Annotated in this window: 22 protein-coding genes and 1 pseudogene; 10 read left to right on the plus strand and 13 right to left on the minus strand. The window is 44.6% G+C overall.

All coding sequences use genetic code 11. The features are described from left to right. Nucleotides 1–86: 86 nt before the first annotated feature. Nucleotides 87–326, minus strand: a complete 240-nt coding sequence (locus tag QUA42_RS15115; RefSeq protein ID WP_333137988.1) for a hypothetical protein — start codon at nucleotides 324–326, stop codon at nucleotides 87–89. Nucleotides 327–907: 581 nt separating this feature from the next. On the opposite strand from QUA42_RS15115, the gene QUA42_RS15120 reads away from it, so the two are divergent. From QUA42_RS15120 to QUA42_RS15130, 3 genes are all read left to right on the plus strand, one after another. Next, complete coding sequence (locus QUA42_RS15120) at nucleotides 908–1,171, plus strand: helix-turn-helix transcriptional regulator (protein ID WP_333137989.1); 264 nt, start codon at nucleotides 908–910, stop codon at nucleotides 1,169–1,171. A 104-nt stretch (nucleotides 1,172–1,275) separates the two neighbouring features. Further along, nucleotides 1,276–1,626: a hypothetical protein gene (locus tag QUA42_RS15125; RefSeq protein ID WP_333137990.1), complete on the plus strand. Its 351-nt coding sequence runs from the start codon at nucleotides 1,276–1,278 to the stop codon at nucleotides 1,624–1,626. Between the two features lie 87 nt (nucleotides 1,627–1,713). Then, entirely contained in the window at nucleotides 1,714–2,085 is a 372-nt protein-coding gene (locus tag QUA42_RS15130; protein ID WP_333137991.1) for a hypothetical protein, read from the plus strand. Here QUA42_RS15130 and QUA42_RS15135 read toward each other — a convergent pair. Together QUA42_RS15135 and surE (QUA42_RS15140) are read right to left on the minus strand one after the other, a co-directional pair. Continuing rightward, a complete protein-coding gene (locus QUA42_RS15135; protein WP_333137992.1) occupies nucleotides 2,075–3,136 on the minus strand; it encodes a DNA methyltransferase in 1,062 nt (353 codons plus the stop codon). The two genes, QUA42_RS15130 and QUA42_RS15135, sit on opposite strands and share 11 nt — an antisense overlap. Before the next feature lie 156 nt (nucleotides 3,137–3,292). Then, nucleotides 3,293–3,970, minus strand: a complete 678-nt coding sequence (gene surE / locus QUA42_RS15140) for a 5'/3'-nucleotidase SurE (protein WP_333137993.1) — start codon at nucleotides 3,968–3,970, stop codon at nucleotides 3,293–3,295. A 574-nt stretch (nucleotides 3,971–4,544) separates the two neighbouring features. On the opposite strand from surE (QUA42_RS15140), the gene QUA42_RS15145 reads away from it, so the two are divergent. From QUA42_RS15145 to QUA42_RS15155, 3 genes are all read left to right on the plus strand, one after another. After that, nucleotides 4,545–6,620, plus strand: coding sequence for a carotenoid oxygenase family protein (locus QUA42_RS15145; RefSeq protein ID WP_333137994.1), 2,076 nt, complete (start codon nucleotides 4,545–4,547; stop codon nucleotides 6,618–6,620). A 102-nt stretch (nucleotides 6,621–6,722) separates the two neighbouring features. Beyond that, entirely contained in the window at nucleotides 6,723–12,029 is a 5,307-nt protein-coding gene (locus QUA42_RS15150) for an AAA family ATPase (protein ID WP_333137995.1), read from the plus strand. 286 nt (nucleotides 12,030–12,315) lie between these two features. Further along, the gene (locus QUA42_RS15155) at nucleotides 12,316–13,743 is read left to right on the plus strand and encodes a DUF3370 domain-containing protein (RefSeq protein ID WP_445301320.1); all 1,428 of its coding nucleotides are present in this window, start codon (nucleotides 12,316–12,318) and stop codon (nucleotides 13,741–13,743) included. A 69-nt stretch (nucleotides 13,744–13,812) separates the two neighbouring features. Here QUA42_RS15155 and QUA42_RS15160 read toward each other — a convergent pair whose 3' ends face one another. Beyond that, the gene (locus tag QUA42_RS15160) at nucleotides 13,813–14,052 is read right to left on the minus strand and encodes a hypothetical protein (protein WP_333137997.1); all 240 of its coding nucleotides are present in this window, start codon (nucleotides 14,050–14,052) and stop codon (nucleotides 13,813–13,815) included. 51 nt (nucleotides 14,053–14,103) lie between these two features. Beyond that, nucleotides 14,104–14,786, minus strand: a pseudogene (gene surE, locus QUA42_RS15165) (5'/3'-nucleotidase SurE). A 738-nt stretch (nucleotides 14,787–15,524) separates the two neighbouring features. On the opposite strand from surE (QUA42_RS15165), the gene QUA42_RS15170 reads away from it, so the two are divergent. Together QUA42_RS15170 and QUA42_RS15175 are read left to right on the plus strand one after the other, a co-directional pair. Further along, on the plus strand, nucleotides 15,525–16,271 hold the full coding sequence (locus tag QUA42_RS15170) for a PEP-CTERM sorting domain-containing protein (RefSeq protein ID WP_333137998.1): 747 nt from the start codon (nucleotides 15,525–15,527) through the stop codon (nucleotides 16,269–16,271). 296 nt (nucleotides 16,272–16,567) lie between these two features. Beyond that, nucleotides 16,568–17,995 carry a DUF3370 domain-containing protein gene (locus QUA42_RS15175; protein WP_333137999.1) on the plus strand — a complete coding sequence of 476 codons (1,428 nt, stop codon included), beginning with the start codon at nucleotides 16,568–16,570 and terminating at the stop codon, nucleotides 17,993–17,995. 141 nt (nucleotides 17,996–18,136) lie between these two features. Here QUA42_RS15175 and QUA42_RS27785 read toward each other — a convergent pair whose 3' ends face one another. The 5 genes from QUA42_RS27785 to QUA42_RS15195 all read right to left on the minus strand — a co-directional run bounded on the left by QUA42_RS27785 (nucleotide 18,137) and on the right by QUA42_RS15195 (nucleotide 22,621). Next, entirely contained in the window at nucleotides 18,137–18,301 is a 165-nt protein-coding gene (locus QUA42_RS27785; RefSeq protein WP_445301318.1) for a hypothetical protein, read from the minus strand. After that, entirely contained in the window at nucleotides 18,231–18,437 is a 207-nt protein-coding gene (locus tag QUA42_RS27790; RefSeq protein ID WP_445301319.1) for a four helix bundle protein, read from the minus strand. The genes QUA42_RS27785 and QUA42_RS27790 overlap by 71 nt, the downstream gene beginning before the upstream one ends. Before the next feature lie 171 nt (nucleotides 18,438–18,608). Next, the gene (locus QUA42_RS15185) at nucleotides 18,609–19,907 is read right to left on the minus strand and encodes a dihydrolipoamide acetyltransferase family protein (protein WP_333138000.1); all 1,299 of its coding nucleotides are present in this window, start codon (nucleotides 19,905–19,907) and stop codon (nucleotides 18,609–18,611) included. A gap of 172 nt (nucleotides 19,908–20,079) precedes the next feature. After that, nucleotides 20,080–20,520, minus strand: a complete 441-nt coding sequence (locus tag QUA42_RS15190; protein ID WP_333138001.1) for a YlqD family protein — start codon at nucleotides 20,518–20,520, stop codon at nucleotides 20,080–20,082. A gap of 151 nt (nucleotides 20,521–20,671) precedes the next feature. Beyond that, nucleotides 20,672–22,621: a long-chain fatty acid--CoA ligase gene (locus tag QUA42_RS15195; protein WP_333138002.1), complete on the minus strand. Its 1,950-nt coding sequence runs from the start codon at nucleotides 22,619–22,621 to the stop codon at nucleotides 20,672–20,674. A gap of 135 nt (nucleotides 22,622–22,756) precedes the next feature. On the opposite strand from QUA42_RS15195, the gene QUA42_RS15200 reads away from it, so the two are divergent. Both QUA42_RS15200 and QUA42_RS15205 read left to right on the plus strand, forming a co-directional pair. Then, a complete protein-coding gene (locus tag QUA42_RS15200) occupies nucleotides 22,757–23,710 on the plus strand; it encodes a leucine-rich repeat domain-containing protein (protein WP_333138003.1) in 954 nt (317 codons plus the stop codon). Nucleotides 23,711–23,908: 198 nt separating this feature from the next. Continuing rightward, nucleotides 23,909–24,955, plus strand: a complete 1,047-nt coding sequence (locus tag QUA42_RS15205) for a leucine-rich repeat domain-containing protein (protein ID WP_333138004.1) — start codon at nucleotides 23,909–23,911, stop codon at nucleotides 24,953–24,955. Nucleotides 24,956–24,957: 2 nt separating this feature from the next. Here the strand turns inward: QUA42_RS15205 and QUA42_RS15210 are convergent, their stop codons facing one another. From QUA42_RS15210 to QUA42_RS15220, 3 genes are all read right to left on the minus strand, one after another. Continuing rightward, nucleotides 24,958–25,269, minus strand: coding sequence for a UPF0175 family protein (locus QUA42_RS15210; protein ID WP_333138005.1), 312 nt, complete (start codon nucleotides 25,267–25,269; stop codon nucleotides 24,958–24,960). Between the two features lie 172 nt (nucleotides 25,270–25,441). Further along, nucleotides 25,442–26,404 (minus strand): hypothetical protein, encoded by a 963-nt coding sequence (locus QUA42_RS15215; protein WP_333138006.1) that lies wholly within the window; start codon nucleotides 26,402–26,404, stop codon nucleotides 25,442–25,444. A 209-nt stretch (nucleotides 26,405–26,613) separates the two neighbouring features. Then, nucleotides 26,614–26,712: an RQC domain-containing protein gene (locus QUA42_RS15220; RefSeq protein ID WP_333138007.1), complete on the minus strand. Its 99-nt coding sequence runs from the start codon at nucleotides 26,710–26,712 to the stop codon at nucleotides 26,614–26,616. Nucleotides 26,713–26,884 lie beyond the last annotated feature (172 nt).

A 26,884-nucleotide genomic window follows, 5' to 3' on the forward strand; every position in this document is an offset into this window, starting at 1 on the left:
CAATTCACTTTATATTTATACATATACTTTGTGCTTTTCCAGAGTCCCGACCGTCTTGAGGTCCTAGCCTGAAACCCTTGATTTACTTAACCTCTAGAGTCCTTCGGCAAGGGTTGCGATCGTACTGAGATCCGTGAAACCGTTATTCTCAGTATGTAAGCCATCAAACACTGTCCGAAGTGTTGATCAATAGTAAAATCAATATTCTTGTTGTCCACTGTGGCTAACAGCTTTTTTAAACCGAGACTGCAAAGTTGTTTGTTGTTTTTGCGCCCGGTGTCGCGAAGGCTGGCATGGTCATCGCTCCATATTTTATCTACTGTCATTTTTTATTAAAATTAGAGGTGGAACAACAGCTCAATCAGCGAGAATTTTTCTCTGTTGTCTCGCAGCAGTTAGACGATCGTGCTTTTCAATATTTCCTTGAATCATCGGGGTTAAAAGTAATTTCAGACATTCTACTTCTGAGGAATTTATCGATATGCCTAACGGTAGAGGGTATTCGTTCAAAACCTAGCAGATAATATAGTGCAGATTGTACAAAACTAACAGCGAGTAATATCTGTATAGGATCACCCCCTCTACTGGCAGTTAGGCAAATGTGTCAATCTATGTTATGCTGAGTCTAAATTGAGGAATGATCATGTCAAAAGAAAGAAAAAGCAATAAAGAAGTCAAAAAGCCAAAGAAACAACCTGATGGTGTTGCTAAGCCGAAAGATGACAAAAAAAATTATGGTAGCACCGAGGGCCGCAAGTAGAGATAGCTGCCACTCTCGGAATTGCGACTAATTTTGTTTAATTGTCATTAGTATCGATTTTTAACAGATTTACATATCCTGTTTTGGGATTATCCGAAAACAGGTTTATTATATATAGGGAATATGCAGTGCTAAACCCAAAGTATAATGAAATCTGTTTTTAGCGATGAATATGAAACATTCCGTTGCTGGATGATTGCGGCTCGTAAAGAAGCGCAACTAACTCAGGAGTCTGTTGCTAAATCTCTTAAAAAGCCCCAGTCTTTCGTAGCCAAATATGAAAACGGTGAACGACGGTTAGATGTAATTGAGTTTCTGTTAGTTGCTCATGTAATTGGTGTAGATCCTTGCGATATTATTAGGAAAATTTCACAAAAAATATCTGAAGCCTCTTGTGAGAGCGAGATATGAATACCCAAGATGTAATCAGACTTGCCTCCCAATATCTAGATCGCTTATAGGGTAACACTTTCGACGTTTTAGATGTATCTAAACCTGTTACCGTAGATGCAGCGGTGAACCTGTCTAAAGTTATCTCAAAGCTTTCCCCCTTAGTCGGAAATTTAATCGAATTTAACACCGTTGAATTCTTGAATCAACAAAATGAGTTCACTGAATTTGGAAAGTGGCATAGGCAAGATCCTGGCTTTCCAGATACTATTTTCCTCGGCATAGTTCAACCAACGCCAGGATTAGAACTTAAAGCGTGGTTCCCACTAGCAACAGAGATAACAGCACGTTTCAAAGATAGTCAAAATCACTTTAGGTTCGATCAGACCTACGTTGCTATCCTGGCATGGCTACCCGATAAAATCATCTATGGCAAGCCTCGCATTCTTGATGTGTGCGTTGTCTCTGGTTTATAGGTAGCTGTAGCGAGAGATACCCACTATCACAATCCGCCTGATTATCTTGTTTTAGAGCCGGAAGATACAACTCAAAGAACAGCAAATTTGCAACAAACAAACACCAGTGGATATAAATTCCAAGGCTCTGCTGAGGAGTTTTTAGAAGCTAAGAAAATAGTTGATTCATGGGGTACTCAAGGAAAAGTCTACAAACCCACTAGAGAGTATCAGCGCCTTCTGCGGGAGCTACGCATACGCTATGAATATAGACTAGATACAAATTTTGCAAAGATGGACAGAATTGTACATCCAGGCATTGAGGAATTTAAGCGACGTGTCTACAATACTGAAGTTTCCGGTATGACCGTTGGTCGGTGGAATAAGCTTTTATCAAGTCGCCTAGAAGACAGCATCAAGAAATCCCTACAAGATTATCTACAGATTAGAGAAGATAGTATTGATGAAATTATTGATTAAATCTCTGTACACCATAGTAGAAATAGTCGGGGTCTATCTCGCAAGAAAAGGCTTTTCTTTTGAGTGTACGTGCTGACAAAGCTGCACTGAAGAGTCCACCAAAAGGTTCCCATATAACATCGTTTTCATCGCTGGATGCCTCAACAATAAGGTTCATCAGATCCAGAGGTTTTTGGTTGAGATGTAATGCTTTTCCAGAGATAGTCTTAACTCTCTCATCGCCCCGTAAAGCTTGACGCTCCCAAACGTTTGTAAAACCGTGAGGGCATCTAAATTTAGATCGCATTTTGCTCCATTCTTGTCCCGTTAAAGACTGATTACCATCCAGAGAAAAGTAGGGTTTTCCTTGAGGATTACCATACTCATTTGCATAGTTGACTAACTTTTCAAACATCTCGGTCGGAGGAAAATACCACAAATGCCCTTGATCGAAGTATTTCCTGGTTGCTGCATCCACTACCCCGCAAGCATCGTTTGCCCGTCGTAACGGCAATCCTGAGCGTTTCCATTCTCGTAATAACCATGCTTTTAAGGTAAGTTCATTAACTGTTACTTCTCTAACGTATTGAACGCAGACTTCTGTAACGACGGGAAACCTGCGAATTTTCTGTGTGTTAACATTCCCTGCGATATGACCTTTTCCCTTGTTCCAAATATTGGAATTGACATAGCGCCAACCATATTTTTCTAGAAGTGGATGCACAATAGCCCAACCAATCTCTGAATTCCAAAACCAGAGTGTTGTACAGGGTATGGCTGCTTTTGACCATGCTTCGATATGAGGTTGATACCAATTAGGTAAATCAATGTGATCGGACGTGTCTCCTTCAAACCCAAGAATACCGTAAGCTCCATCTGAAACGATGACAGTAGGTCGCTCCCAATTGTCGTAGTGCTGGAGACTATCGCCGAGATATAAAGTAACGTATTCGTCACTCCATGCAGAAAAATTAAAATTGGTATTGAGATTAGCTACTTTGCCACGACCAAAAGTGCTGCTCGCTTTGCGTTTTAAGATGCTCGGAGAATTCGCTTCTGCGTTAGGACTCATTTGTTGACTTACGTGACTCTAAAAATTAAGTACAAACATTTTATCCTGTTTTGGGATATTGAGGGTAAGTGATACCAAAGTTAACCTACCTACTTCCGCTTTGTTGACAAAAAAAATAGTTCGATCGCCCAATCCCATCAAATCCCATCAAATCTATCACAGCGATATCTCAGTAACTGCAATATTACCCTCAAAACACACGTCAACATCAGTCCCCGCCGCCCGATCGCGCGATCCATACTCTCCCGCATAATAAAAGTATTCTCCCTCCATCCGGTAAACCACTGGCAGTGGCTGCGTCGAAGGCTGGCAAAACACAATTTCCGGTTCCGCACTTCCCGGCGCTAAATGCGGCAAATTCACATTCCAGAAACACCCCGACTTTAGTTCCCGGTTCAGCAAATGAGCCAACACCCGCGATGTCCAGCGAGTAGCGACATCCCAGTCAATTTCGAGGGGCCTTTTAATCCGGTGGGAAATTGCGATTCCCGGAATACCGTGCATCGCTGCTTCGCGCACAGCCGCAACCGTACCCGAAATATACACGTCAACCCCCAAATTGCCACCCGCGTTAATACCCGAAAGCACCAAATCCGGCTTCGCACAAACGTGATGAATAGCAATACGCACGCAATCGGCCGGTGTTCCCCCTACAGCATATTCAAATTCCGATCGCCGATCGACATGAATCGGACTGTGAGCCGTCACTTGATGCCCGCAGCCCGACAATTGCCCCTGCGGAGCCACCATAATTGTTTTGCCTTCTACAGCCTGCAAAAGTGCCTGAATCCCTGGAGCATCGATGCCGTCGTCGTTGGTTAAAATTATCGTCATTATGTGTCGGTTTTATAGAACCGATTTGAGAGCGCAGAGGCTGGCAACCTTCTGATAGTTCTAGCCCAAATTGGTTGTTGATTGGTGGCGATCGTCAGTATGAGCATTGCCACACATTTATATCATGGCATTAATTGAACAGTTGCCCCAGAAATGTGGCGCGCCACATTTTAGCCCAGTCGCACCTTGATATGACAGCTAAAGCGACTTGTTACGCTTGTCCCAGTGCAGCATTCATGACATCAGTGTCGATGCAAAGATCTAATCACATAATTTTTTCCTCGGCTCTCCGCGATGCTTGGTGTTAAAAGTAGCAGATGATACTAAGTATCTGAGACTGAACGTTGAAACCCTCGATCGTGCTAAATTATTAGCTTGCGTTATCACCAGAAGTACGAGAGAGCCGATAATAAGTTAATGTCGATTCCAATTGGGCTTTGACGCAGGGGATGGGAGAATAGATATCAAATCTTTATCAAAGATAGTATCTAAGTTACAGTCCTCATTTCCCATTCATAAATCAAATACTTATCTACACTGTTACCATTATTACATTTTCACTCAGGAGAGCTACATGAACGAACCCACTACAAGCAATACCAAAGCAGGCTGTCCCCCAGTTCCCGAATCGCTTGTCAAAGCTAAACGGAATGAACTCACCGACATCAAACTAAATATTACCAAGATGGGTGAGAAAGACTTACCAGATGACTTGCGGGGTCATGTCTTTATCATTGCACCAGTCGGAACCATTGAATCAGGAGGTCTTCCCTTTACAAATGGAGACTCATTCTTAAGCGGCGACGGTATGATTTACCGACTGGACTTCCAGCAAAAGGGTGAAGTTTTATTAACTACACGGATTATCAGACCACCAGATTACTATGCGGATGAAGCAAGCCAACCTGGTGAAAAATATGCCAAGTATCAATTCCGCAATCATGGCATCATCAGGTTTTCTTGGTGTCTTGGTTCTCGCAACGATTTAAGTATTGCTTTCCTGCCAATGAAATTTGCTGGGGACTCCCAAGAACGCCTGCTAGTTGCCTATGATGCGGGTCGTCATTACGAAATTGATACAGAAACTCTTGAAGTGGCAACTCCTGTAGGCTGGAACAAAGAGTGGCGAGGAGAAATTGAGCTGAATTTTCCCTTGCAGTGCTTGAATTTTCCCTTTTCACCCGTGCTTAGCACTGCTCACCCCGTATTTGACGTTCGCAAAAGCGAAATGTTCACGGTCAATTATGGGATGTCATTAAAAACTTTTCTCGGCATCGTAACTAATACGGCAAATAAACTAGCGAAACAAGTAAAGAAAGTTTTTCCACCAGCTAAAACTTATGTGGAAAAATTCAAGCTTCCAGAAGATTTTATTTATCTAATTCGCTGGGATGGTAAAGGAGAACTAGAGCGATGGCAGCTAGTCTTGCCTGATGGTTCGCCCGTAAAAATTAAGCAAAGCATTCACCAAATTGGATTTTCTAAAGATTACGTGATAATTGTGGATACCTCTTTCAGGACAGGGATAGAGCAGATAATTAACAACCCTTTTCCGAAAAACAAAAGGTTAGAAGAATGCTTGCGAAAAAAACTGGATGTCATGGAGTTAGCAACAACTCCTGTATATCTCGTACCTCGCGATCGCTTAACCAAAGGCCAAAAATCTGGAGTTAGCGATCGCAAGGAGGACGTACCGACGGTGACTGTCCAAAAAGTAGAAATTCCTCTAGAGATTACCCACTTTCTCGTAGATTACGACAATCCCGAACAACTAATTACCCTTCATGCAGCACATACTTGTGCCTGGGATGTGTCTGAATGGATACGTGCCTATGATGATTCTCCTTATTTCGACGACGATCCTAAGTTACCTCGCCCACACGGGATGGAACAAAGCGAGATGGACATCAGTCGCGTCGGACGCTACGTCATTAACGGAGAAACTGGAGAAATCGTTGAACAGAAGGTTATTCCAGAGAAATTTATCCCTGAAGCAGAAGAGTGCAAGTGTACTTGGGGAGTAGCACTTTATGCTTATCTTGACCGACTTCCTTCGCCTCTTTATCCCACCATGCCACCAGGTAAGCTTGATAATATCTACTGGATCTCTTTGGGACTCTGGAAGGATCTAGTCAGTAAGTTTATGGTTGATTTTTTCAAAGACTATCCGTCCAGAGAAGTGCCACTAGAGGAATTGCTCAGAATTGCCCAAGAAGAAGGCAGACCAAGTAGCTTGTTTCGTATGGATACTTCTTCAACTGAATCGATGAAGATTGCCGATTCCTATGAATTTCCTCCTGGTTGTATCGGTCTTTCGCCCCAGTTTATACCGCGCGGTGATGGTAACAGTTCAACGGATGGTTACATTACCTGCACTGTTTGGTTGAACAATACCTACGAGATCTGGATTTTCGAGGCTTGGAATCTCAACCAGGGGCCGCAGTGGAAACTGAGCGATTCCTCTCTGAACTTTGGGTTAACTTTGCACACGACGTGGTTGCCAAGTATTGGACGCCGCCAAGCTAGCTACAACGTGCCTGTGAGGGAGGATTATCAGGAATTAGTGGCTCAGAAGCGATCGCAGGAGATTCTGGATCTGTTTGATGAAAAGGTGTACCCTCACTTTGAGAAAGAATTAAAATCGATCTGAGAGCAACGGTAATATATTTAACAAGGTTAGAGGTCAAAGCTACTTTAAACTAGGTCATCCTGACCTCTAGTCTTTTTATATTTAAACAAAAAAAGTAAAAATATGATTATTCTACCCGGCTACACAATTGCAGAGACACTTTATGAAGGAGACAGAACAGTTGTTTACCGAGGAATCAGAGAGCGCGATCGCCAGCCCGTTATTCTCAAGATAATTAAAAATGAATATCCGCACATTGAAGAGATTACTCGCCTAAGACAAGAATACACCATTCCCCAAAAATTAGACGTTCCAGGAATTGTTAAGCCCTACAACCTGGTTACATACCACAATAGCTTTGCTTTAATCTTAGAAGACTTTGGCGGTCAATCTGTTAGCGAACTTTTGAAAATAAAAAAGCTCGAATTACAAGAGTTTTTAACCATGGCGATTTATTTAGTAGAAACGCTCAGTCAAGTCCATAAAGTAGGGATTATACATAAAGATATTAAGCCTAGCAATATCATCATCAACCCCGATACGACGGAAGTCAAAATAACTGACTTTAGCATCGCGATCGCCTTACCCAAAGAACAGCAAACTATTGTCAATCCCAACTTGCTAGAAGGGACTCTTGCTTATATGTCACCCGAACAAACGGGGAGGATGAATCGAGCCATTGACTACCGCACCGACTTCTATTCTTTAGGAGTGACTTTCTATGAAATGCTGACCAACCAGTTGCCATTTAATACCACCGATCCGATGGAGTTGGTTTACTGTCATATTGCCAAACAACCCGTCCCACCTAAAGAGGTAGCAGAAATTCCTCAAGCGGTTTCAGATATTGTGATGAAACTGTTAGCAAAAAATGCGGAAGACCGATATCAAAGTGCGGCGGGATTAAAATTTGACCTGGAAACTTGTTTGCAGCAATTGCAGACAACTGGAAAGATTGAAAATTTTCCCATCGGTCAACGCGATCGCGGCAACCAATTACTCATTCCCCAGAAGCTTTATGGTAGAGAAACCGAAGTCCAAATTCTTCTAGATGCCTTTGGACGAGTCAGCCGTGGTGCCACTGAGATGATGTTGGTTTCCGGTTATTCCGGGATTGGTAAAACTTCAATCGTCAATGAAGTTCATAAACCAATTGTAGCAGCGAGGGGGTATTTTATTGCGGGTAAATTTGACCAATTTAAGCGCAATATTCCCTATGCAGCTTTAATCCAAGCATTTCAAGAATTAGTCCGTCAGCTATTAACCGAAAGTTCTGAACAGATTGCTATTTGGAAAGAAAACTTATTAAAAGCGCTAGATAATAACGGTCAAGTTATTATTGATGTTATCCCCGAAGTCGAACTAATTATCGGTAAACAGCCGGAAGTTACTCAACTGGGATCTTCGGAATCACAAAACAGATTTAATCTGGTATTTCAACAATTTATTCGCGTTTTTTGTCAACCAGAACACCCGCTAGTCATATTTCTAGACGATTTACAGTGGGCAGATTCGGCATCTCTAAAGTTAATCCAACTCTTAGTCACTGACCCAGATAGCAAATATTTATTAACGATTGGAGCTTATCGAGATAACGAAGTCAGTCCCGTTCATCCTTTAATTCAGACCATAGAAAAAATTCAAGAAAATGAAACGGTGGTGAATAATATCACCATTCAGGCGCTGGCTTTTGATAGCGTCAATCAATTAATCGCCGACACTCTCGATGCCAGCGTAAACTCAGACAAAATTAAAGTTTTTTCTGAATTACTTTTTAATAAAACCCAAGGAAATCCGTTTTTCTTAACGCAGCTACTCAAAACCCTGTACTCGGAAAATCTGCTGGTTTATCAGGTAGACACAGACCGCTGGGAGTGGGATATTCAACAAATTCAAGCAATTGGTATTGCTGATTTCAATATTGTTGAACTGGTTGCCAGAAATATTCGCAAACTCCCAGAAACAACCCAGAAAGCATTAAAACTAGCGGCTTGTATCGGCAACCAATTTAACTTAGAAGTTTTATCAATTGTCAATGAAGAATCAAACTTAGCGACGGCTGCTCATTTGTGGGAAGCAATGCAAGCAGGTTTGATTCTGCCGCTGTCTGAAAATTACAAAATTCCTCTAGTGTTTGCCCAGGAAGAGTTGGCATCTATACACGATATCAAAGTTGACTACAAATTTTTGCACGACCGCGTGCAACAAGCAGCCTATTCTTTGATTCCCGACTCAGACAAAAAAGCCACTCACCTGAAAATTGGTCAACTGCTGCTGAATAATACAACAGAGCAAGAGCGAAAAGATAATATTTTTGCTTTTGTTAACCAACTGAATTTTGGCACAGATTTGCTAACTAATCAGTCAGAAAAAGATGAGTTGGCCCAATTAAACCTGATTGCTGGACAGAAAGCAAAGGCAGCGACTGCGTATGAAGCCGCTGTTAATTATTTGAATGTAGGTCTAGAACTCCTGAGTCAAGATAGCTGGGAAAGTCAATACGATCTGACATTTACCTTCTATCTGGAAGCAGCGGAAGCCGAATATCTTAATGCTAATTTAGAACGAGCGGAAATTTTGTGCGATCGCACTCTCCAACAAGCCAAAACAATCCTCGAACAAGTCAACTTATATGTGCTGAAAATTAGGCTTAACCTCGCTAAAAACCAGATTCAATCTGCGTTAGATAATGGGCTGCAAGTTCTAGAAATGCTGGGAGTGACCCTATCCCAATCACCCCCCCAAGTGTTAAATATCGAGGAGTTAGCGAACTTGCCAGAAATGAGCGATCGCTACAAGCTGGCAGCTATGCAGATTTTGCTTCTCATATTCTCACCTGCTTGTTTTGGAGATGCCAAGCTATCTCTACCAATTCTGTATACTATGATCGAGCTTTCCAGTCAGTACGGAAATTCTAGCCCATCTATTTATGCCTACTGTAACTATGGTGGAATCGTAACTTGGCAAATTCCAGACATAGATTTTGCCTATCAACTCGGTCAACTAGCTTTGAATGTATTAGATAAGCTGAATGCCAAAGAGTATCGTTGTAAAGCAGTGCTTACATTTTGCATTACTATCCAACATTGGAAGCAACATACTAGGAATACTATAGAACCCTTGCGTCAGGCAATTCAAGACGGTTTAGAAGTTGGCGATATAGAATTTGCTTGTCATACGGCTGACTTTTACTGTGCTCACTTGTTTTTTGTTGGCGAACATCTTGAATTTGTGGCTGAGAGGTTGGAGCAATATATTGATTTTGTCAACAAATTTAAGCACGTGTACCAGTTGAATTTGTTGAAAATATTTGGTCAAGCTGTATCGAATATTAGAGGAGATTCTGAAAATAAATGCAAATTAATTGGTAAAAATTTTAATGAAGTAGAACAAATTCCGCAATTTATTGAAGAACAAAATGTAATTTGTTTGTTCTACTTGTATTTTTTTAAGTCCCGTTTGTTTTATTTATTCAAAGATTACTATGGGTGTTTAGAAAATGCTGAATTAGCTGCCCAATATTCGCATTTTGTTCGCAATATAGTTCTTTTTGTTGAATATATTTTTTACTATTCACTTGCTTTAATTGCTCAGTATGCAAATAGTAGTTTTTCTGGTGAAAACGAAAATAGGAAACAACAATATCTGACACAAGTAGAAGAAAATCAGCAAAAGATGAAATATTGGGCGCAACATTGCCCAATGAATTACCAGCATAAGTATGACTTAGTAGAAGCAGAAAAAGCCCGCGTATTGGGTGAATCTTTCTCAGCAATGGAATATTACGACCGGGCGATTGATGGAGCCAAGGAAAATGGATATGTGCAGGATGAAGCCCTCGCCAATGAACTAACAGCAGAATTTTATTTAACTTTAGGTCGTCAGAAAGTAGCGCGTACCTACATGATAGACGCTTACTATGCTTATATTCGCTGGGGCGCGCAGGCAAAAGTTAAAGATTTAGAAGAGCGCCATGCTAAATTACTCGCACCTATCGTCGGTAGGAAAAACAGCCTTGCGAGTGGAGGAGACGAAACGATTGTTCAGAGCAGAACTACTATCACTTCTACCAGTTCAGGTGCTGGACAAGCTCTGGATTTATCAACAATTATCAAAGCCTCCCAAGCGCTCTCAGGGAAAGTTAATCTGGATGAATTGCTCTCGAATTTGATGCAAGTCTTGCTGGAAAATGCTGGAGCGGAAAAATTTTATTTCCTCATACCTGACCCAGCAGGTAAGTGGAAAATTGAAGCTCAATGTACGGGTGAACGATGTCAATTAATCTCCAAGTCAGCGACTGAAAGTCAAGAGATTCCTATCTCGCTGGTTAATTATGTAGAACGCACGCAAGAAACTCTTGCGATCGATGATGCAACCACTGAAACCAGGTTTGCATCTGACCCGTATATTATTCAGCAGCGACCTAAATCTATCTTGTGTAGCCCCCTGATCAATCAAGGTAAATTGGTAGGCATCTTATACCTAGAAAATAATTTAACAGCGGGGGCTTTTACGCGCGATCGCCTAGAAGTCCTCAACATCATTTCCGCCCAAGCTGCGATCTCCATCGAAAATGCCCGCCTCTATCAAACTTTAGAAGAAAAGGTGCAACAACGCACCGCCCAACTCGCCCAAGCAAACCAGGAAATTAGCTCCCTTAACAACAAACTTAAAGCCGAAAACATCCGCCTCAGTGCTGAGTTAGAAGTCACTAAACGACTGCAACAAATGATCTTGCCCAAACAATCAGAACTCGCTCAAATTAAAGGATTAGAAATAGCTGGATATATGCAACCTGCCGATGAAGTTGGCGGCGACTACTACGACGTGCTAACCCAAAATGATAAGGTAAAAATTAGCATCGGCGATGTTACGGGACATGGTTTAGAAAGTGGCGTATTAATGATTATGGCGCAAACCGCCGTCCGCACTCTCCAACAAATGAACGAAACCGATCCGGTGAAGTTTCTTGATGTGTTAAACCGCACCCTTTATGCCAATATCGAGCGCATCGACTCCTCTAAAAACATGACCTTGGCTTTGTTAGATTATCAAGATAGTAACTTCAGCCTCAGCGGTCAACATGAAGAAGTTATCGTAGTCCGTACTGATGGTAACATCGAACTGATCGATACACTGGAACTCGGTTTTCCCCTGGGACTAGAGGAAGATATTGCTGATTTTGTTTCCCAAGTTCAAGTGCATCTTAATCCAGGGGATGTAGTAGTGCTTTACACAGATGGAATTACCGAAGCTGTAAATATAAATAAAGTGTATTACGGCATAGAAAGATTGTGCCAAGTGACCAAAGAAAATCGCCACAAAACCGCTGAAGAAATTCGACAAGCAGTAATTGATCATCTGCTGCAACATATTGACAAACATAAAGTTTTTGACGACATTACGTTGGTAGTCATAAAACAGAAATAACGCTAGTTGGTAATTGGGGATTGGGAATTGGGAATTGGTCATATCAAGTCCGGTTGCACCGGACTTGTATAGTGGGGGTGTAGTCGATCGAGACGAAGAGGCTCGCTCCATTGCCTTCCTTGGACGCGACTTCTCCAAAGTCCTAAATTGGGCGATCGCCCAATTTACCGTAAACATTCACCTAACATCCAAAAATCCCCAAAAATATAAACCAACTTGTGGTAATGTTCTGTGTCGGTTGCTATGTGGCAATCTTCTGCAAGTTCAGTTAAACGCGCTCACAGCAATGTTTTTGCCAATTTTCCCCTTAGCTCAAACAATCCCCGCACCTGCGACCCAACAAGTCATCATCGAGCGAGAATTCCCGCTACCGGAAAACGAACTGGATTTGCCAGCGCCTCCAACAACCGCCCCGCTGAACACCGTGACGGTGCCTCAGCAAGTGCGCGTTTTACCGGGAAAACTCGACAGCATCCCTGTTTTCAACAGCAACAGCCCGGAAGTTGTGCAAACCGAAGGCATTTTGCTGTCCACATTTGGGCCCGAAGGAAAACAAGTACCTTCTGCACACTTAAACTTTCCCTTCAAAGGTCGATTTGACATCTTCGCCCACCACATCGCCAAAGCTAAAAATCGACAAGAAACTCGCACCTTATTTCAAGGAATAATTGTACACAATCCTAACTCCGAACCTGTTACTTTAAAAGTCTTGCAAGGAGCGACTTATTTAACTCGGCCGGATGCTTTGTTTGTCGATTTGCCGTCGTATTTAGAAAATCGATTCGGCACTGTGTTTGCCGGGCCTGGAAGCCGCATCACCAGCGATGTCCTGCGGGGATACAGACAAGCCATTTTGCCCGCTGCGATCGAGATTCCGGCCAATCAGAGCCGAATGCTGATGAATTTGCCGATACCTGTGGGGAATGTCACGCCTTCTTCCAATGGTCGCTCGACCTTGATGCGAATGTCGAGCAGCAATTCGGTTTATGTAGCATCATTAGCAATGTTTGCTCCTAAAACTCAAGGAGGAGTCGAGCAATATCCCACATTAGAAGAGTGGGAAAATATTTTAAATACCAAAGGTTTAGCCGGGCCCAGAGATTTAGCACCAACTCCCAGAGACGAAAATCCGGTGCCAAAAATTTACGGCCGCGTGGCGGGAGTAGCTGAAGGTTCCCAGTGGCAAGCTAAAATTACGGACAATTCGAGAACCGATTATTTAACTATTCCCAAGCGCGGCGAGTCATTTTCCTATGCTTTGAGCACCACTGATACGGGTACTTTTGGAACTGGTCAAGTTCAAAGCGCAAAAATGTTAGCTCGCTATCCCGATACTGCTTATTCTGCTCACGGAAATTACGGGATTCAATACAACTTAACTTTTCCGCTTTACAACAAATCTGGTGAATCCCAATCTGTTAGCATTAAAATGCAAACACCGATTAAAGCAAATACAGAATCGGGGGGATTGATGTTTTACGATCCTCCGGAAAATCGGATATTTTTCCGAGGTACGGTGCGGGTGATGTTTAAGGATGATACGGGCAAGACTTTGACGCGCTACATTCACATCGTGCAGCGCAGGGGACAGCAGGGGGAACCTTTGGTAAATGTTAATATGAAGCCGGGGGAACGCCGTTTGGTTCAGGTGGATTTCTTGTATCCGCCGGATGCGACGCCGCCGCAAGTTTTGACTGTGCGATCCAGTAATTAGTTGGTGGTTGAGTGTATATTTACGCTGTCCGAAAAGCGGCTGAATTTCTAAAAACAAAAAGTACGATCGCTACTCGACGGGCTCGCCCTTAACATACAATGATTCGAGAAACTTAACGGCTTCATCAAGCACAGCTTCCAGTAACTTCTTAACAATCGCGATCGCCCTTTGACGGGTTTCTGCATCAACTGCTTTGGATTGTTGCGAGTCAGTGTCTGCTAAACCGCTATTTTCAAATTGCTTTTGCTTCGATAAAGCTGTAAAGCTGTTTCTGGAATGAAACCTTCCTTCCCCGATCAAATTTAACACCGTCTATTTAGACTTTATTGAAAAAAAATATAGTTCGATCGCCCAAATCTATCACAGCGATATCTCAGTCACCGCAATATTACCATCAAAACACACCTCAACATCACTCCCCGCCGCCCGATCGCGCGACCCATATTCTCCGGCATAATAAAAGTATTCTTCCTCCATCCGGTAAACCACTGACAGTGGCTGCGTCGAAGGCTGGCAAAACACAATTTCCGGTTCCGCACTTCCCGGCGCTAAATGCGGCAAATTCACATTCCAGAAACACCCCGACTTTAGTTCCCGGTTCAGCAAATGAGCCAATACCCGCGATGTCCAGCGAGTAGCGACATCCCAGTCAATTTCGAGGGGCCTTTTAATCCGGTGGGAAATTGCGATTCCCGGAATACCGTGCATCGCTGCTTCGCGCACAGCCGCCACCGTACCCGAAATATACACGTCAACGCCTAAATTGCCACCCGCGTTAATACCCGAAAGCACCAAATCCGGTTTCGCACAAACGTGATGAATAGCAATGCGAACGCAGTCTCCCGGTGTTCCCCCTCCAGCATATTCAAATTCTGATCGCCGATCGACATGAATCGGACTGTGAGCAGTCACTTGATGCCCGCAGCCCGACAATTGCCCCTGCGGAGCCACGCCACCATAATTGTTTTGCCTTCTACAGCCTGCAAAAGTGCTTGAATGCCCGGAGCATTGATGCCGTCGTCGTTGGTTAAAATTATTGTCATTGAAAATTTGTCTGTTACTAACGTTATTGTGTCAGTGGTGGGCGAGCCGATGCAATCTCAAATGCTAGGGGACGCGGGGATTGTGTCGATTTTAGATTTTAGATTTTAAATTTTAGATTTTAGATTTTAGATTTACTTCACAGATGAATCTGGGAAATTGAACAAGAGTCTAAAATTTTTATCTTTCCACAACATTAGTCGGAGGCTTGTATCCGTTTTTGGGCTGTATCTGCATAACGTTAAGTGTAGTGGACTTACGCACTGAGACTGGGATCTACCAGGTTTTTTCAGCCATACCCAGGCCCTCCACGCCGTATTTTAGTCGTTAAAACCCAGTTTCTGCGCCCGGGAAGAGTTACTAATTCTATATTTACTGACTGTGCAACTAAATTTTACTTTGCCGTAGATCTGGCGATCGACCAACATATTTCTCATTATTTGTATAAATTATTACTGCTAAATAGTAAAATTACGTAGTAAGGGGTTGTGACAGCCGATGCTACCGAAAGTTGCAATAACGGATAGTTAGCCGTGGAATGCCTCAGCACCAATTATCCTAGCGTTTGCGATACAACCAAGTTTACGAAAGGTTCAAGAATAAACCTCGAAGAATATTGTTTTGGTAAAGGTATCAAAAATGTATAGACAAATACCTTTACATGATAGATGATGTAAACAGATACCGAAAGAAATCAATAAAGTCAATCCCCCCAACGATATAAAAAAGGTATTACTCTTATGAAAACCAACTTCGCCCAACCACTAACCGCGTGTCTAGCTACCGCTGGTTTAGTGATTGCTTCTTCATTACTAACTGCAACGCAAGCCCAAGCATTCAGTTTATCCGTGGCTCCTGAGTACGGTAGTACCAACCGCAGGGACAACGTTATCGGCACCGGCGCTACTGCAACATTGGACTTCAACTTTGTCCAAAGTGGAGCCGATTTGCTCCTGAATTTAGGCATCAAGAATACCACTGGCACTCAGCTCACAGCCGGTGGTGCAACAGACTCTTCTCTCGTTGCCGTGGCATTTGACGTATTGAGCGGCGCTACTGCATCGGTTAAATCTACCGCAGGCAGCACTTTTACAGAGTTTTGGAAAAACGTTGATATTAGCGGTTTGCAAGACGGTTTCGACTATGGCATTAGCACTCCGCGCAATAGCTTTAATGGTGGAAACGCTAGTGGAGGCTTATATAAAAATCAGTCAACTTTGGTTAGCTTTTTGCTAACTGGCAGCAGTCTGAGTGCGGCTCAGGCAGAAAGTGCTTTCTTGACGGGATTTCAAAATGGTACGCTCAAGGCAGGGGTTCGCTTCCAACAGGTAGCTGGGTCTAGTGTTGGTGAGAGTGACAAAGTTATGGCCGGAGTTTCGGCTGATGCTGAGCCAGTACCCGAACCAACCACTATCGCAGGTATGGTTATGGGGTTGGGAAGTTTAGTAGCAGCCCGCCGCAAGCAGGCAAAAAAAGCTCTTGCTTAAATTGTCTCAGGGGTGCAGGCCATCCATCGGCAGAAAAGCTCATCGCTTTTCTAGTGAATGCAGGTTAACTTCTAGTATCAACTCATAAGAGCCAGCGCAGCTATAGTGCTTCTGGCTCTTATTTATGCTATACATTTTGTCAAGGTGAAGAACAAAAAATTTGCGATGTCCGAATTGCTGCAAAAATAGACCTAACATCCAAAAATCCCCAAAAATATCAACCAACTTGTGGTAATGTTCTGTGTCGGTTGCTATGTGGCAATCTTCTGCAAGTTCAGTTAAACGCGCTCACAGCAATGTTTTTGCCAATTTTCCCCTTAGCTCAAACAATCCCCGCACCTGCGACCCAACAAGTCATCATCGAGCGAGAATTCCCGCTACCGGAAAACGAACTGGATTTGCCAGCGCCTCCAACAACCGCCCCGCTGAACACCGTGACGGTGCCTCAGCAAGTGCGCGTTTTACCGGGAAAACTCGACAGCATCCCTGTTTTCAACAGCAACAGCCCCGAAGTTGTGCAAACCGAAGGCATTTTGCTCTCCACATTTGGGCCCGAAGGAAAACAAGTACCTTCTGCACACTTAAACTTTCCCTTCAAAGGTCGATTTGACATCTTCGCCCACCACATCGCCAAAGCTAAAAATCGCCAAGAAACTCGCACCTTATTTCAAGGAATAATTGTACACAATCCTAACTCCGAACCTGTTACTTTAAAAGTCTTGCAAGGAGCGACTTATTTAACTCGGCCGGATGCTTTGTTTGTCGATTTGCCGTCGTATTTAGAAAATCGATTCGGCACTGTGTTTGCCGGGCCTGGAAGCCGCATCACCAGCGATGTCCTGCGGGGATACAGACAAGCCATTTTGCCCGCTGCGATCGAGATTCCGGCCAATCAGAGCCGAATGCTGATGAATTTGCCGATACCTGTGGGGAATGTCACGCCTTCTTCCAATGGTCGATCGACCTTGATGCGAATGTCGAGCAGCAATTCGGTTTATGTAGCATCATTAGCAATGTTTGCTCCTCAAAGCCAAGAAGGAGTCGAACAATATCCCACATTAGAAGAGTGGGAAAATATTTTAAATACCAAAGGTTTAGCCGGGCCCAGAGATTTAGCACCAACTCCCAGAGGCGAAAATCCGGTGCAAAAAATTTATGACCGCGTGGCAGGAGTAGCTGAAGGTTCCCAGTGGCAAGCTAAAATTACGGACAATTCGAGAACTGATTATTTAACTATTCCCAAGCGCGGCGAGTCATTTTCTTATGCTTTGAGCACCACTGATACGGGTACTTTTGGAACAGGTCAAGTTCAAAGCGCAAAAATGTTAGCTCGCTATCCCGATACTGCTTATTCTGCTCACTGTAATTACGGGATTCAATACAACTTAACTTTTCCGCTTTACAACAAATCTGGTGAATCCCAATCTGTTAGCATTAAAATGCAAACACCGATTAAAGCAAATACAGAATCGGGGGGATTGATGTTTTATGAGCCTCCGGAAAATCGGATATTTTTCCGAGGTACGGTGCGGGTGATGTTTAAGGATGATACGGGCAAGACTTTGACGCGCTACATTCACATCGTGCAGCGCAGGGGACAGCAGGGGGAACCTTTGGTGAATGTTAATATGAAGCCGGGGGAACGCCGTTTGGTTCAGGTGGATTTCTTGTATCCGCCGGATGCGACGCCGCCGCAAGTTTTGACTGTGCGATCCAGTAATTAGTTGGTGGTTGAGTGTTGAGTGTTGAGTGTTGAGTGTTGACTGTTGACTGTTGGCTGTTGACTCTTGACTCTTGACTGTTAACCTTTGGGTTTTGGTGTTAATGGGTTAAGATATAGCAATCCTACATGAGTCGTAAATTTTTTACCCCACCCCAACCCTCCCCTTAGTAAGGGGAGGGAGTAAGAAATTCACAAATGATTTAAAATGGCTATAGAAATTAAGTTTTGGTGAAAGTTCATTTAATAACGGATGCAGTCGATCGCTCTGTTCTTGAGTCAAAAGATTGCGAGCGTAGGCAAGTCTCAACCAATGTCTTGTTTCGTTTAATGAACCCAAGAGCAATTTTTACAAAACGCTGATTATCTTGATAGCTATAGCGTCCATGTCCTTCTGCAAGATTAGCACTAACACTATCAGCCGATCGCACTATTTGTTTTCCCATCGTATCCTTCGCAAAGTCGTCCCACTTTTTAACAATAAACCATATTTAATTTGAATTTTTTTCAGCTAATTGATAAACTCTTAGCTGTTGGAAGCTTTCCATATTAGCTCCTTTAACATAGTTGATGGTAAACCATTGACAGTTGACAGTCAACTGTCAACTGTCAACGAATTAAAGCGTCAAAGATTGAGGATTAGTCTCAATCAACTTCGCTAAATCTTGCAAGAAAGATGCAGCATCAGCACCGTAAATAATCCGGTGATCGCAAGTAATATTCACCTGCATTTGCCGCTTCACTCCCATCAAACCATCTTCATTAGCTACTACTTGCGGCCGCGAAGAGCCGATCGCCAAAATCGAGCCTTGATTCGGCGGCAAAATAGCGTCAAACTTGTCTACTCCAAACATTCCCAAATTGGAAAGAGTAAAAGTTCCCGTGCTGTATTCATCAGGCTTCAACTGCTTGGTGCGGGCGCGATCGACTAAATCCTTCCAAGTGCGCGAAAGCGAATAAATATCGAGGCGATCGGCATTTTGCAACACCGGGGTAATCAAACCGCCGCCATCCATCGCCACCGCTACCGCCACATTAATATCAGCGCGGTATTGAATTCCCGATTCCACATAACAAGCATTCAGCAGAGGATGTTTTTGTAAAGTTACTGCTACAGCCTTCGCCAGCATAGCCGTCATCGTGACGCCCTTGGACTTAATTTGTTTGTAGAGTTTGTCCAGATTATCAGTAGTAATTGTGTAACCGACGCGGAAAGACGGCACGCTCAAACTTCCTTCCATATTCCGCACCACCGCATTTTGCAGCGCATTCATCGGTACTTTTTGGCCCGAAAGTGCCACCGCCGGGACTGGTGCGGGTGCGGGTTTGGCTGCGGCGGGGGCGGGTGCTGCGGGTGCTGCAGGTGCGGGTGCTGCGGGGACTGTTACCGCTTGCTGAACCGGAGCGGGTTGGGCTTTGCCGGCTGCTGCTTCCACATCCTCTGCGACAATGCGACCGTTGGGCCCGCTGCCTTTGATAGAATTCAAATCTACTTTAAACTCTTTGGCTAATTTGCGAGCGCGGGGAGACACGACGCTGCGGCCGTTTTGGCGACTAACATTTTGCTGCAAACCTGCTGACGATGTAGCTGCGCTCACAGGAGCGGGGCTGGGAGCCGGGGCGGCGGCTGCGGTTGGAGCGGCGGCTCCTTGCTGCTGAGCGACGGCGATTTCGGCTTCTGTTTCTGCTACTAGGGCGATTGCCGCCCCCACCGGAGCAACTTCGCCCGCAGGTACGATAATTATTGCTAAATAGCCTTCGTAGAAAGACTCCACGTCCATGTCGGCTTTGTCGGATTCAACCACCACCACCGTTTCGCCTTTTTCTACTTTGTCTCCGGCGGATTTGACCCAGGAAACAATTTTGCCCTCTGTCATTGTCGAACTCAGGGCTGGCATGAAAACTTCGCGAATCATCTGTAAAAAGTCCTTTTGTGTTGGTAATAGGTAATCGGTATTTGGCAATTGATCATTGGCGATCGGCCACCGGCAATACTTATTATTATGCCAGTGTCTCGCATTTGGGGGGGTGACTCTTGACTCAAAATCTCTTGCCAATTACCGATCGCCAATTACCACTTACCAATTTCTAAATATCACCTCGAATTTCTTCCACTATGCCGTCGCGGAGGAGAATTTCTACTTGCATTTTTTGAATCAAGTTTTCTCCCAGCCCGACAGTGAATGTGCCGTCAATTTGACCTTGACTCACTTCTTGTTCGAGGTCTAGCACCTGCACTTGCTGAAGCTGTTGCAGGTTTTGGTTTTTCTGTTCTAGCAGTTCGCTTTTTCTTTGATTCACCTGCACTTGAATGTTTTCTATTTGCTGCTGTACTTGCGGGCCTGGGGGCTGTAGATTTTGCTGTTTGATTTCTGAAATCATCCGCTGCCCTTGCATTTCTAACTGTTGTAGCTGAGAGTCTATTTGGTTGATTTGGGCTTGGAGTTGCTGTTGAGCTTCTTCTTTCCAGCGGGGAGTAACGACGACTTTAACGTTAATCGACCGCTTCAAGAGTAATTGTGGTTCCATAAAGTTGTTGCTTGTCAATTAGGAATTAGGCATTAGTCATGAGTCATTAGTTGGTAAAAATGAACTAATGGCTGAGGACTGAGGACTCGGACTCGGGACTCGGGTGTTGGGGTAATTTTTTCTTTTCCATTCCCCAAGTCCTGCGAATATTTCAAAACATCCCGTCAATCATATCGCGGTAGTGTTGCGTCACAACCGGGCGCTTAATTTTCAGGGTCTGGGTCAACATTCCATTTTCGATCGAAAATGGCTCCTGAATCAACCGGAACGGGCCGATGCGATCGTCCGCGCGGTATCCGGGGCGATTTTGCACCTCTCGGTTCAATTCTTTGCGGAATAAATCTTGAATTGTCTTGCTATTCCAGTCAATTTCGTGTAATGGGGGATTCTGAGTTTCTGCCCATTTCTGCACGGCTTCTTGATTGGGGACAATTAAGGCGCCGACGGATCTCTGGTCTTGACCTACTAGCATAATTTGGTCGATGTAGGGGCTGCGGAGGCAGGCGTCTTCTATGGGCTGGGGTTCGATGTTTTCGCCGTTGCTGAGGACGATCGTATCTTTGGCCCGCCCGGTCAAGATTAAGTCGTTTCCCGGTGTCAGCCAGCCCAAATCGCCGGTGTCGAACCAGCCTTCGGGGTCGATCGCCTTGGCAGTCGCTTGGGGATTAAGATAGTAGCCCTGCATAATTTGCGGCCCCCGCGCCAATACCAAGCCGCGCTGGCCTGTGGGCAGTTGCTGTCTGGTTTCTGGGTCTACTATTTTAATTTCCGTATGGGCTAGAGGCTGTCCCGCGGAACCTTTAAGATTGTGCCAAGGGCGGCGGACGGTTAAAACCGGGGACGTTTCGGTTAAACCATATCCCACTAACAAACCGATATTGGCTATTTCAAAGAAATTGTCTATATGCGCGGCCAAAGAACCGCCGCCGCTAATCGCCCATTTTAAGCGTCCCCCTGTAGCTTGCCTGACTTTTTGGTAAACCAATTTTTCGGCGAGGGCGTGTACGGGCGACAACAGAATGCTTTTGGTGCGGGCGATTAGTTTTTCAGTAGCAGAAGCAGGTTTTAAATTGAGAGTTAATCCTTGAAAAATGCGGCGGGCCTCGATGTATTGCTGGCTGGCAGATAACAGGAAATCCACCAATTTTTGTTTTTTAGGTGGCTGTTCCCGAAATTGCTTTTGTACAGCCTCATAAATCGATTCCCAGATGCGCGGAACGCTGACCATGTAATGGGGTTTGTAAGTTTTAAAGTCTTGTTTGAAATAGCGAATATTGGTGTAAATTTGCGTGCATCCTTGAGAAAGCAGGAAGTATTCGACGCTGCGTTCGTAGGCGTGCCAACTGGGCAGAATGCTGAGGGCAGATTCGCCGGCTTCGGGCTGGAGAACTGTGCCCAAGGTGTTGAGTTGGTGCAGCAGGTTCCCGTGAGTCAGCATGACGCCTTTGGGTTTGCCGGTGGTGCCGCTGGTGTAGAGGAGGGTGGCGAGGTTTTGAGGCTTGTGGTTGGTGGGTTTGAGGGGACGGTTGGCCCCTGTGGTCATGACTTGGGAAAATTTGACTGTGCTTAGGGTTGGGCTGGTTTCCGGTTCTTCGTCGGAGAGGAGGACGATGAGTTGAATGGGCAAATCAGGGAGGCGGTGTTGCAGTTTTGTCAGCAAAGCCAGGTTTTCGACTACCAAGGCGGTGCTGCCGCTGTCTTGGATGATGTATAGGAGTTCTTGAGGGTCGGCGGTGGCGCCTCGAACGGCGTTGGCTGCCCCGGCCATCATGATACCTTGGTCGGCTATCAGCCAGCGGGGGCTGTTGTCGGCGAAGAGGGCGACGCGGGGAGGGACTGCTTCTTCGGGATTGGCTTCGATGCCGAGGGCTTGGAGGCCGGCGGCGAATTGCTGGATTTGTTGGTAGAGGTCGGTGTAGGTGAGTTTGATTTCTGGCTGGCTGTGGGGGTCGTGGAGGGCAACGGTTTGACCGAATTTTTGTTTGACTATCGCCCAAAATTCGGGTATCGATTGAATGGAAGTGTAATCGATCAGGCGGCTAAGGTTAGCGCGATCGCGATCGGTCATTTGAGATGATGTGTAAGATGCTGGGCCGTTCATAGGGTATTTTCCTCAGTTTATGGAGATAAAATTATTGGCTATAAGTTTAAGATCGCAGTTATTTTACAACTTTATGGCAGTATCGTGACAGTTTGCCAACCTGCCATTGTCTATTTAGAAAATTAGGGATACAAAATGAGGAAAATTATAGTTGCACAGAAACAGATGAATTTACCAAGGTTGATAGTAGTTGCTTTGAGTGCGATCGTAGCATTATCTGGGAATCTACTTTCCGCCGAAGTTGCACAGACACAAACGGGAAATAGTAGACGAACATTTGCCGATTGGTGTCGCCAAAAAGCTTCTTTGAGTCCTGAAACCAAACATACTGTTGATGTGCTGTTGCAGAAAGCTGAGACTACTGAGTGCGGTGCGGCCGATCGCAAACTTTCGACTCTCACGGGACTCAGACTCATTGACAATAAAATCAGCGACATCAAACCGCTAGAATCCTTGACTAACCTGACTCGGCTCATCCTCCTGAGCAATCAAATCAGCGACATCAAACCACTAGCATTCTTGACTAAACTGACTTGGATCTGGCTCGACAACAATCAAATCAGCGACATCAAACCGCTAGCATCCTTGACTAACCTGACTGTGATCGGGCTCGCCAACAATCAAATCAGTGACATCAAACCGCTAGCATCCTTGACTAACCTGACTGTGATCGGGCTCGCCCACAATCAAATCAACGACATCAAACCGCTAGCATCCTTGACTAACCTGACTACGATCGCCCTGGCCAACAATCAAATTACTGACATCAAACCGCTAGCATCCTTGACTAACCTGACTTTGCTCACCCTTGGCGACAATCAAATCAACGACATCAAACCGCTAGCATCCTTGACTACCCTTGACTGGCTCACCCTTAGCGACAATCAAATCATCGACATCAAACCGCTAGCATCCTTGACTAACCTGAGATTGCTCAGCCTTAGCGACAATCAAATCAGCGATATCAAACCGTTGGAATCCTTGACTAACCTGAGAGAACTCCATCTCAGTGGAAATCCGATCGCTCCCAAGACTTGTCTTCTCAAGCCAGAGTCTATCTGTGAGTGGGAACCACAAGCTAAACCATAAAACTTGAAAATGACGCCCGATCGCACTTCAATATTTCAGTCACGAGCCGTGTGTTGCTGATAAAGTTCGATCGCCAATTCTATCCTCACATCGGCTTCAGTCAGGGGGAGATTGTCGGGAAGGTCGATCGTAATTTGCATAATTTATAGTATCCTTAATTTCACCTAAAATATGTGACGCTTATCGTTGGAAAAAGATATGATTTTATCAAGATTAAGAGTAGTTATTTGGAGCGCGATCGTCCTAGCATTATCTGCAAATGAACTATCGGCGCGGGCAGCAGAGCCGCAACTGGGAAACAGCAAGCGAACATTTGCGGATTGGTGCCGCCAAAAAGCTGATTTGAGTCCTGAAACCAAACATACTGTTGACGTGTTGTTGAAGGAAGCAGGGACTAATGATTGCGATGCGGCCGATCGGAAACTTTCTAGTCTCACGAAGCTCGACCTCTTCGACAATCAGATCGGCGATATCAAACCGCTAGCATCCTTGACTAACCTGACTTGGCTCTTCCTCAACGACAATCGGATCGGCGACATCCAACCGCTAGCATCCTTGACTAACCTGACTAGGCTCTCCCTCAGCGAAAATCCAATCGGCGACATCAAACCGCTAGCATCGTTGACTAACCTGACTATCCTCGACCTCAGCGACAATCAGATAGGCGATATCAAACCGCTAGCATCGTTGACTAACCTGACTATCCTCTTCCTCAGCGACAATCAGATAGGCGATATCAAACCGTTAGCATCGTTGACTAACCTGACTTGGCTCTTCCTCAACGACAATCAGATCGGCGACATCAAACCGCTAGCATCGTTGACTAACCTACGTTCGCTCGAGCTCTTGGACAATCAGATCGGCGATATCAAACCGCTAGCATCCTTGACTAACCTGACTAGGCTCGACCTCAGCGACAATCGGATCGGGGACATCCAACCGCTAGCATCGTTGACTAACCTACGTTCGCTCCACCTCTTGGACAATCAGATCGGCGACATCAAACCGCTAGCATCCCTGACTAACCTGACTAGGCTCCACCTCAGCGGCAATGTAATCGGCGACATCAAACCGCTAGCATCCTTGACTAACCTACGTTCGCTCGACCTCAGTCGCAATGTGATCGGCGATATCAAACCGCTAGCATCCTTGACTAAACTGACTGTGCTCGGCCTCAGCGGCAATGAGATCGCTCCCAAAACTTGCCCTCTTTCGCAAGAGTCTATCTGTGAGTGGGAACCATAAATTCAACCATAAAGCTTTACAATGCCCTCCCACAGTTCAGAAATAGGATGCAATTTGCCTTCTTTAACTTGTGGCATAGAGTTGCGAAGGCTCGCTAGTATGAGTTCGGCCAGTTCGTCATCGGGATCTGCAGGCGGGGTGACGATATCGCGATCGATTAATATTTGGTAGAAATCGTCCGCTGAAATTTTAGCGAGTTGAGCGACTTTATCTAAAGTGAGGCTGTGTTGTTGATAAAGTACGAGCGCCAATTCTATCCTCACATCGGCTTCAGTCAGGGGGAGATTGTCGGGAAGGTCGATCGTAGTTTGCATGATTTATAGTACCTTTTAATTTCAATTGTCTCTGAAGTGCGATCGTTTAATTTTGCAATTCGGGTTTAATTTTGTTAACAGGACTTACCCACAGACACTATCTGTAGGGCGAAGCACACCGCACCTTATCCCCAGAAATAGTGTAAAAATTGCTCCCGTGCATAAGTCCTATTTAAGCGGCCTTGCGCGGTGCATCAACCATCGGCGCAGTACCAAACAAATGTCTGAGATAACTGCGACTGAGCTCGCGGTTCCAGCGCCGCAGACGCACCATCACTCGCGTGAATGTAAAAGTCAATTCCAACACCAAAGAAAGCTGTTTGAGACTAAGTGAAGTATTAAACACATCGTTACCGTGCGTGCGTTCAATCTGATGGTGTTTCAGCAAAGCAATCAGGTTTTTGGTAGAGCCTTTCAGTTGATTGAAGTAACTCTGGGAGAAGGCCCAGCGGCTGAAACCCCAAAACTTAGCCAAATGATTGATCTCATCCTGTAAAGGCTGCGAAATTGCCTGTTGCAACGCTCCTGTTGAGTGTACCATCAACCATAAATATACAGAAGTAGCTCCCCACTCGGTACTCAGGCGACTAATCACGTGTTTGTAGGTATCTTGCCAAGCGTCACCTGTGGATTGACAGCCATTCACAGAGTTCGGTTTAACTTGCAGTTTTTCTGCTGTAAGTTGCTGGTAAATTTTCCTAAATGTCGGGCAATGTTGGCGTTCTTCTTTTTCCCAGACACCTATCTCTAGAATGTTGCCATTGGCATCAAAAATGCCTCCCATAAACCGCGCCATTTGCGGGTAAATATGCTGTAAGTAGCACCAACTTTCTCTACCGTAGCTGCGGATGGGAGCTTCAATTTCTGCCGCACTTGCCAAAATTTGTAAAAATATTTCTGGCTTGACACCAATAATTTGGTCGCGATTGATTCCTTGCCAATCTATGGGTTCCCAAGGGCGGGGATGCGGGGTGGAAAATTGCTGGGGTAGATCGGAAAGTCGATCGCTCAAAACTTCTAATGACATATAATGGTCGATGAGGGAGTTAATCCTGGCCCGACTTTGCAAGTAGCGAGGGCTTTGATACTGATTTCCAGCCAAATCAATTGTATATACCTTACCAGTAGCTTTCATTGTTTCTGCCTGTTTGTAACTTTTACAGCTATTGTGCAAAAGGCATTGGGGAAGTCGCAATGAGTAACGTGCAAGCTGTTCAATTACTACGAGTTGGTTGGAGTTAGCCGAACTCAGGTGAAGTGGCATGAAGTAGGGTGAACTAAACAACAGATGATACGGCTAAGATGTGCCGCAGAGTAGCCTTTCTCCCATCAATCGTCTATACTTCAGTTTTGACCAATTCCATAAGTAGAAAGTTGGTGGTGCTGGCATTGCAAAAGTTTTGGATTTTTAGAACCGCGCAGCACCTCTAAGCTGTTGCACATTTAAACTGTGATACAAGGATTACCGTTGTTTTTGATTGGGCGCTCCCATTTAATTATTAATTGTCCTTCATTTAAAAGGATCTGCCATAAATAGTCTAGGTCTTAAATTTATGTAAAAAATCGATTTGTCATATATTATTTTGTCTAATGCCATACTAATTAAATTAAGTTA

The sequence above is a fragment of the Microcoleus sp. Pol11C2 genome (genome assembly GCF_036701505.1).
Taxonomy (GTDB): Bacteria; Cyanobacteriota; Cyanobacteriia; order Cyanobacteriales; family Microcoleaceae; genus Microcoleus.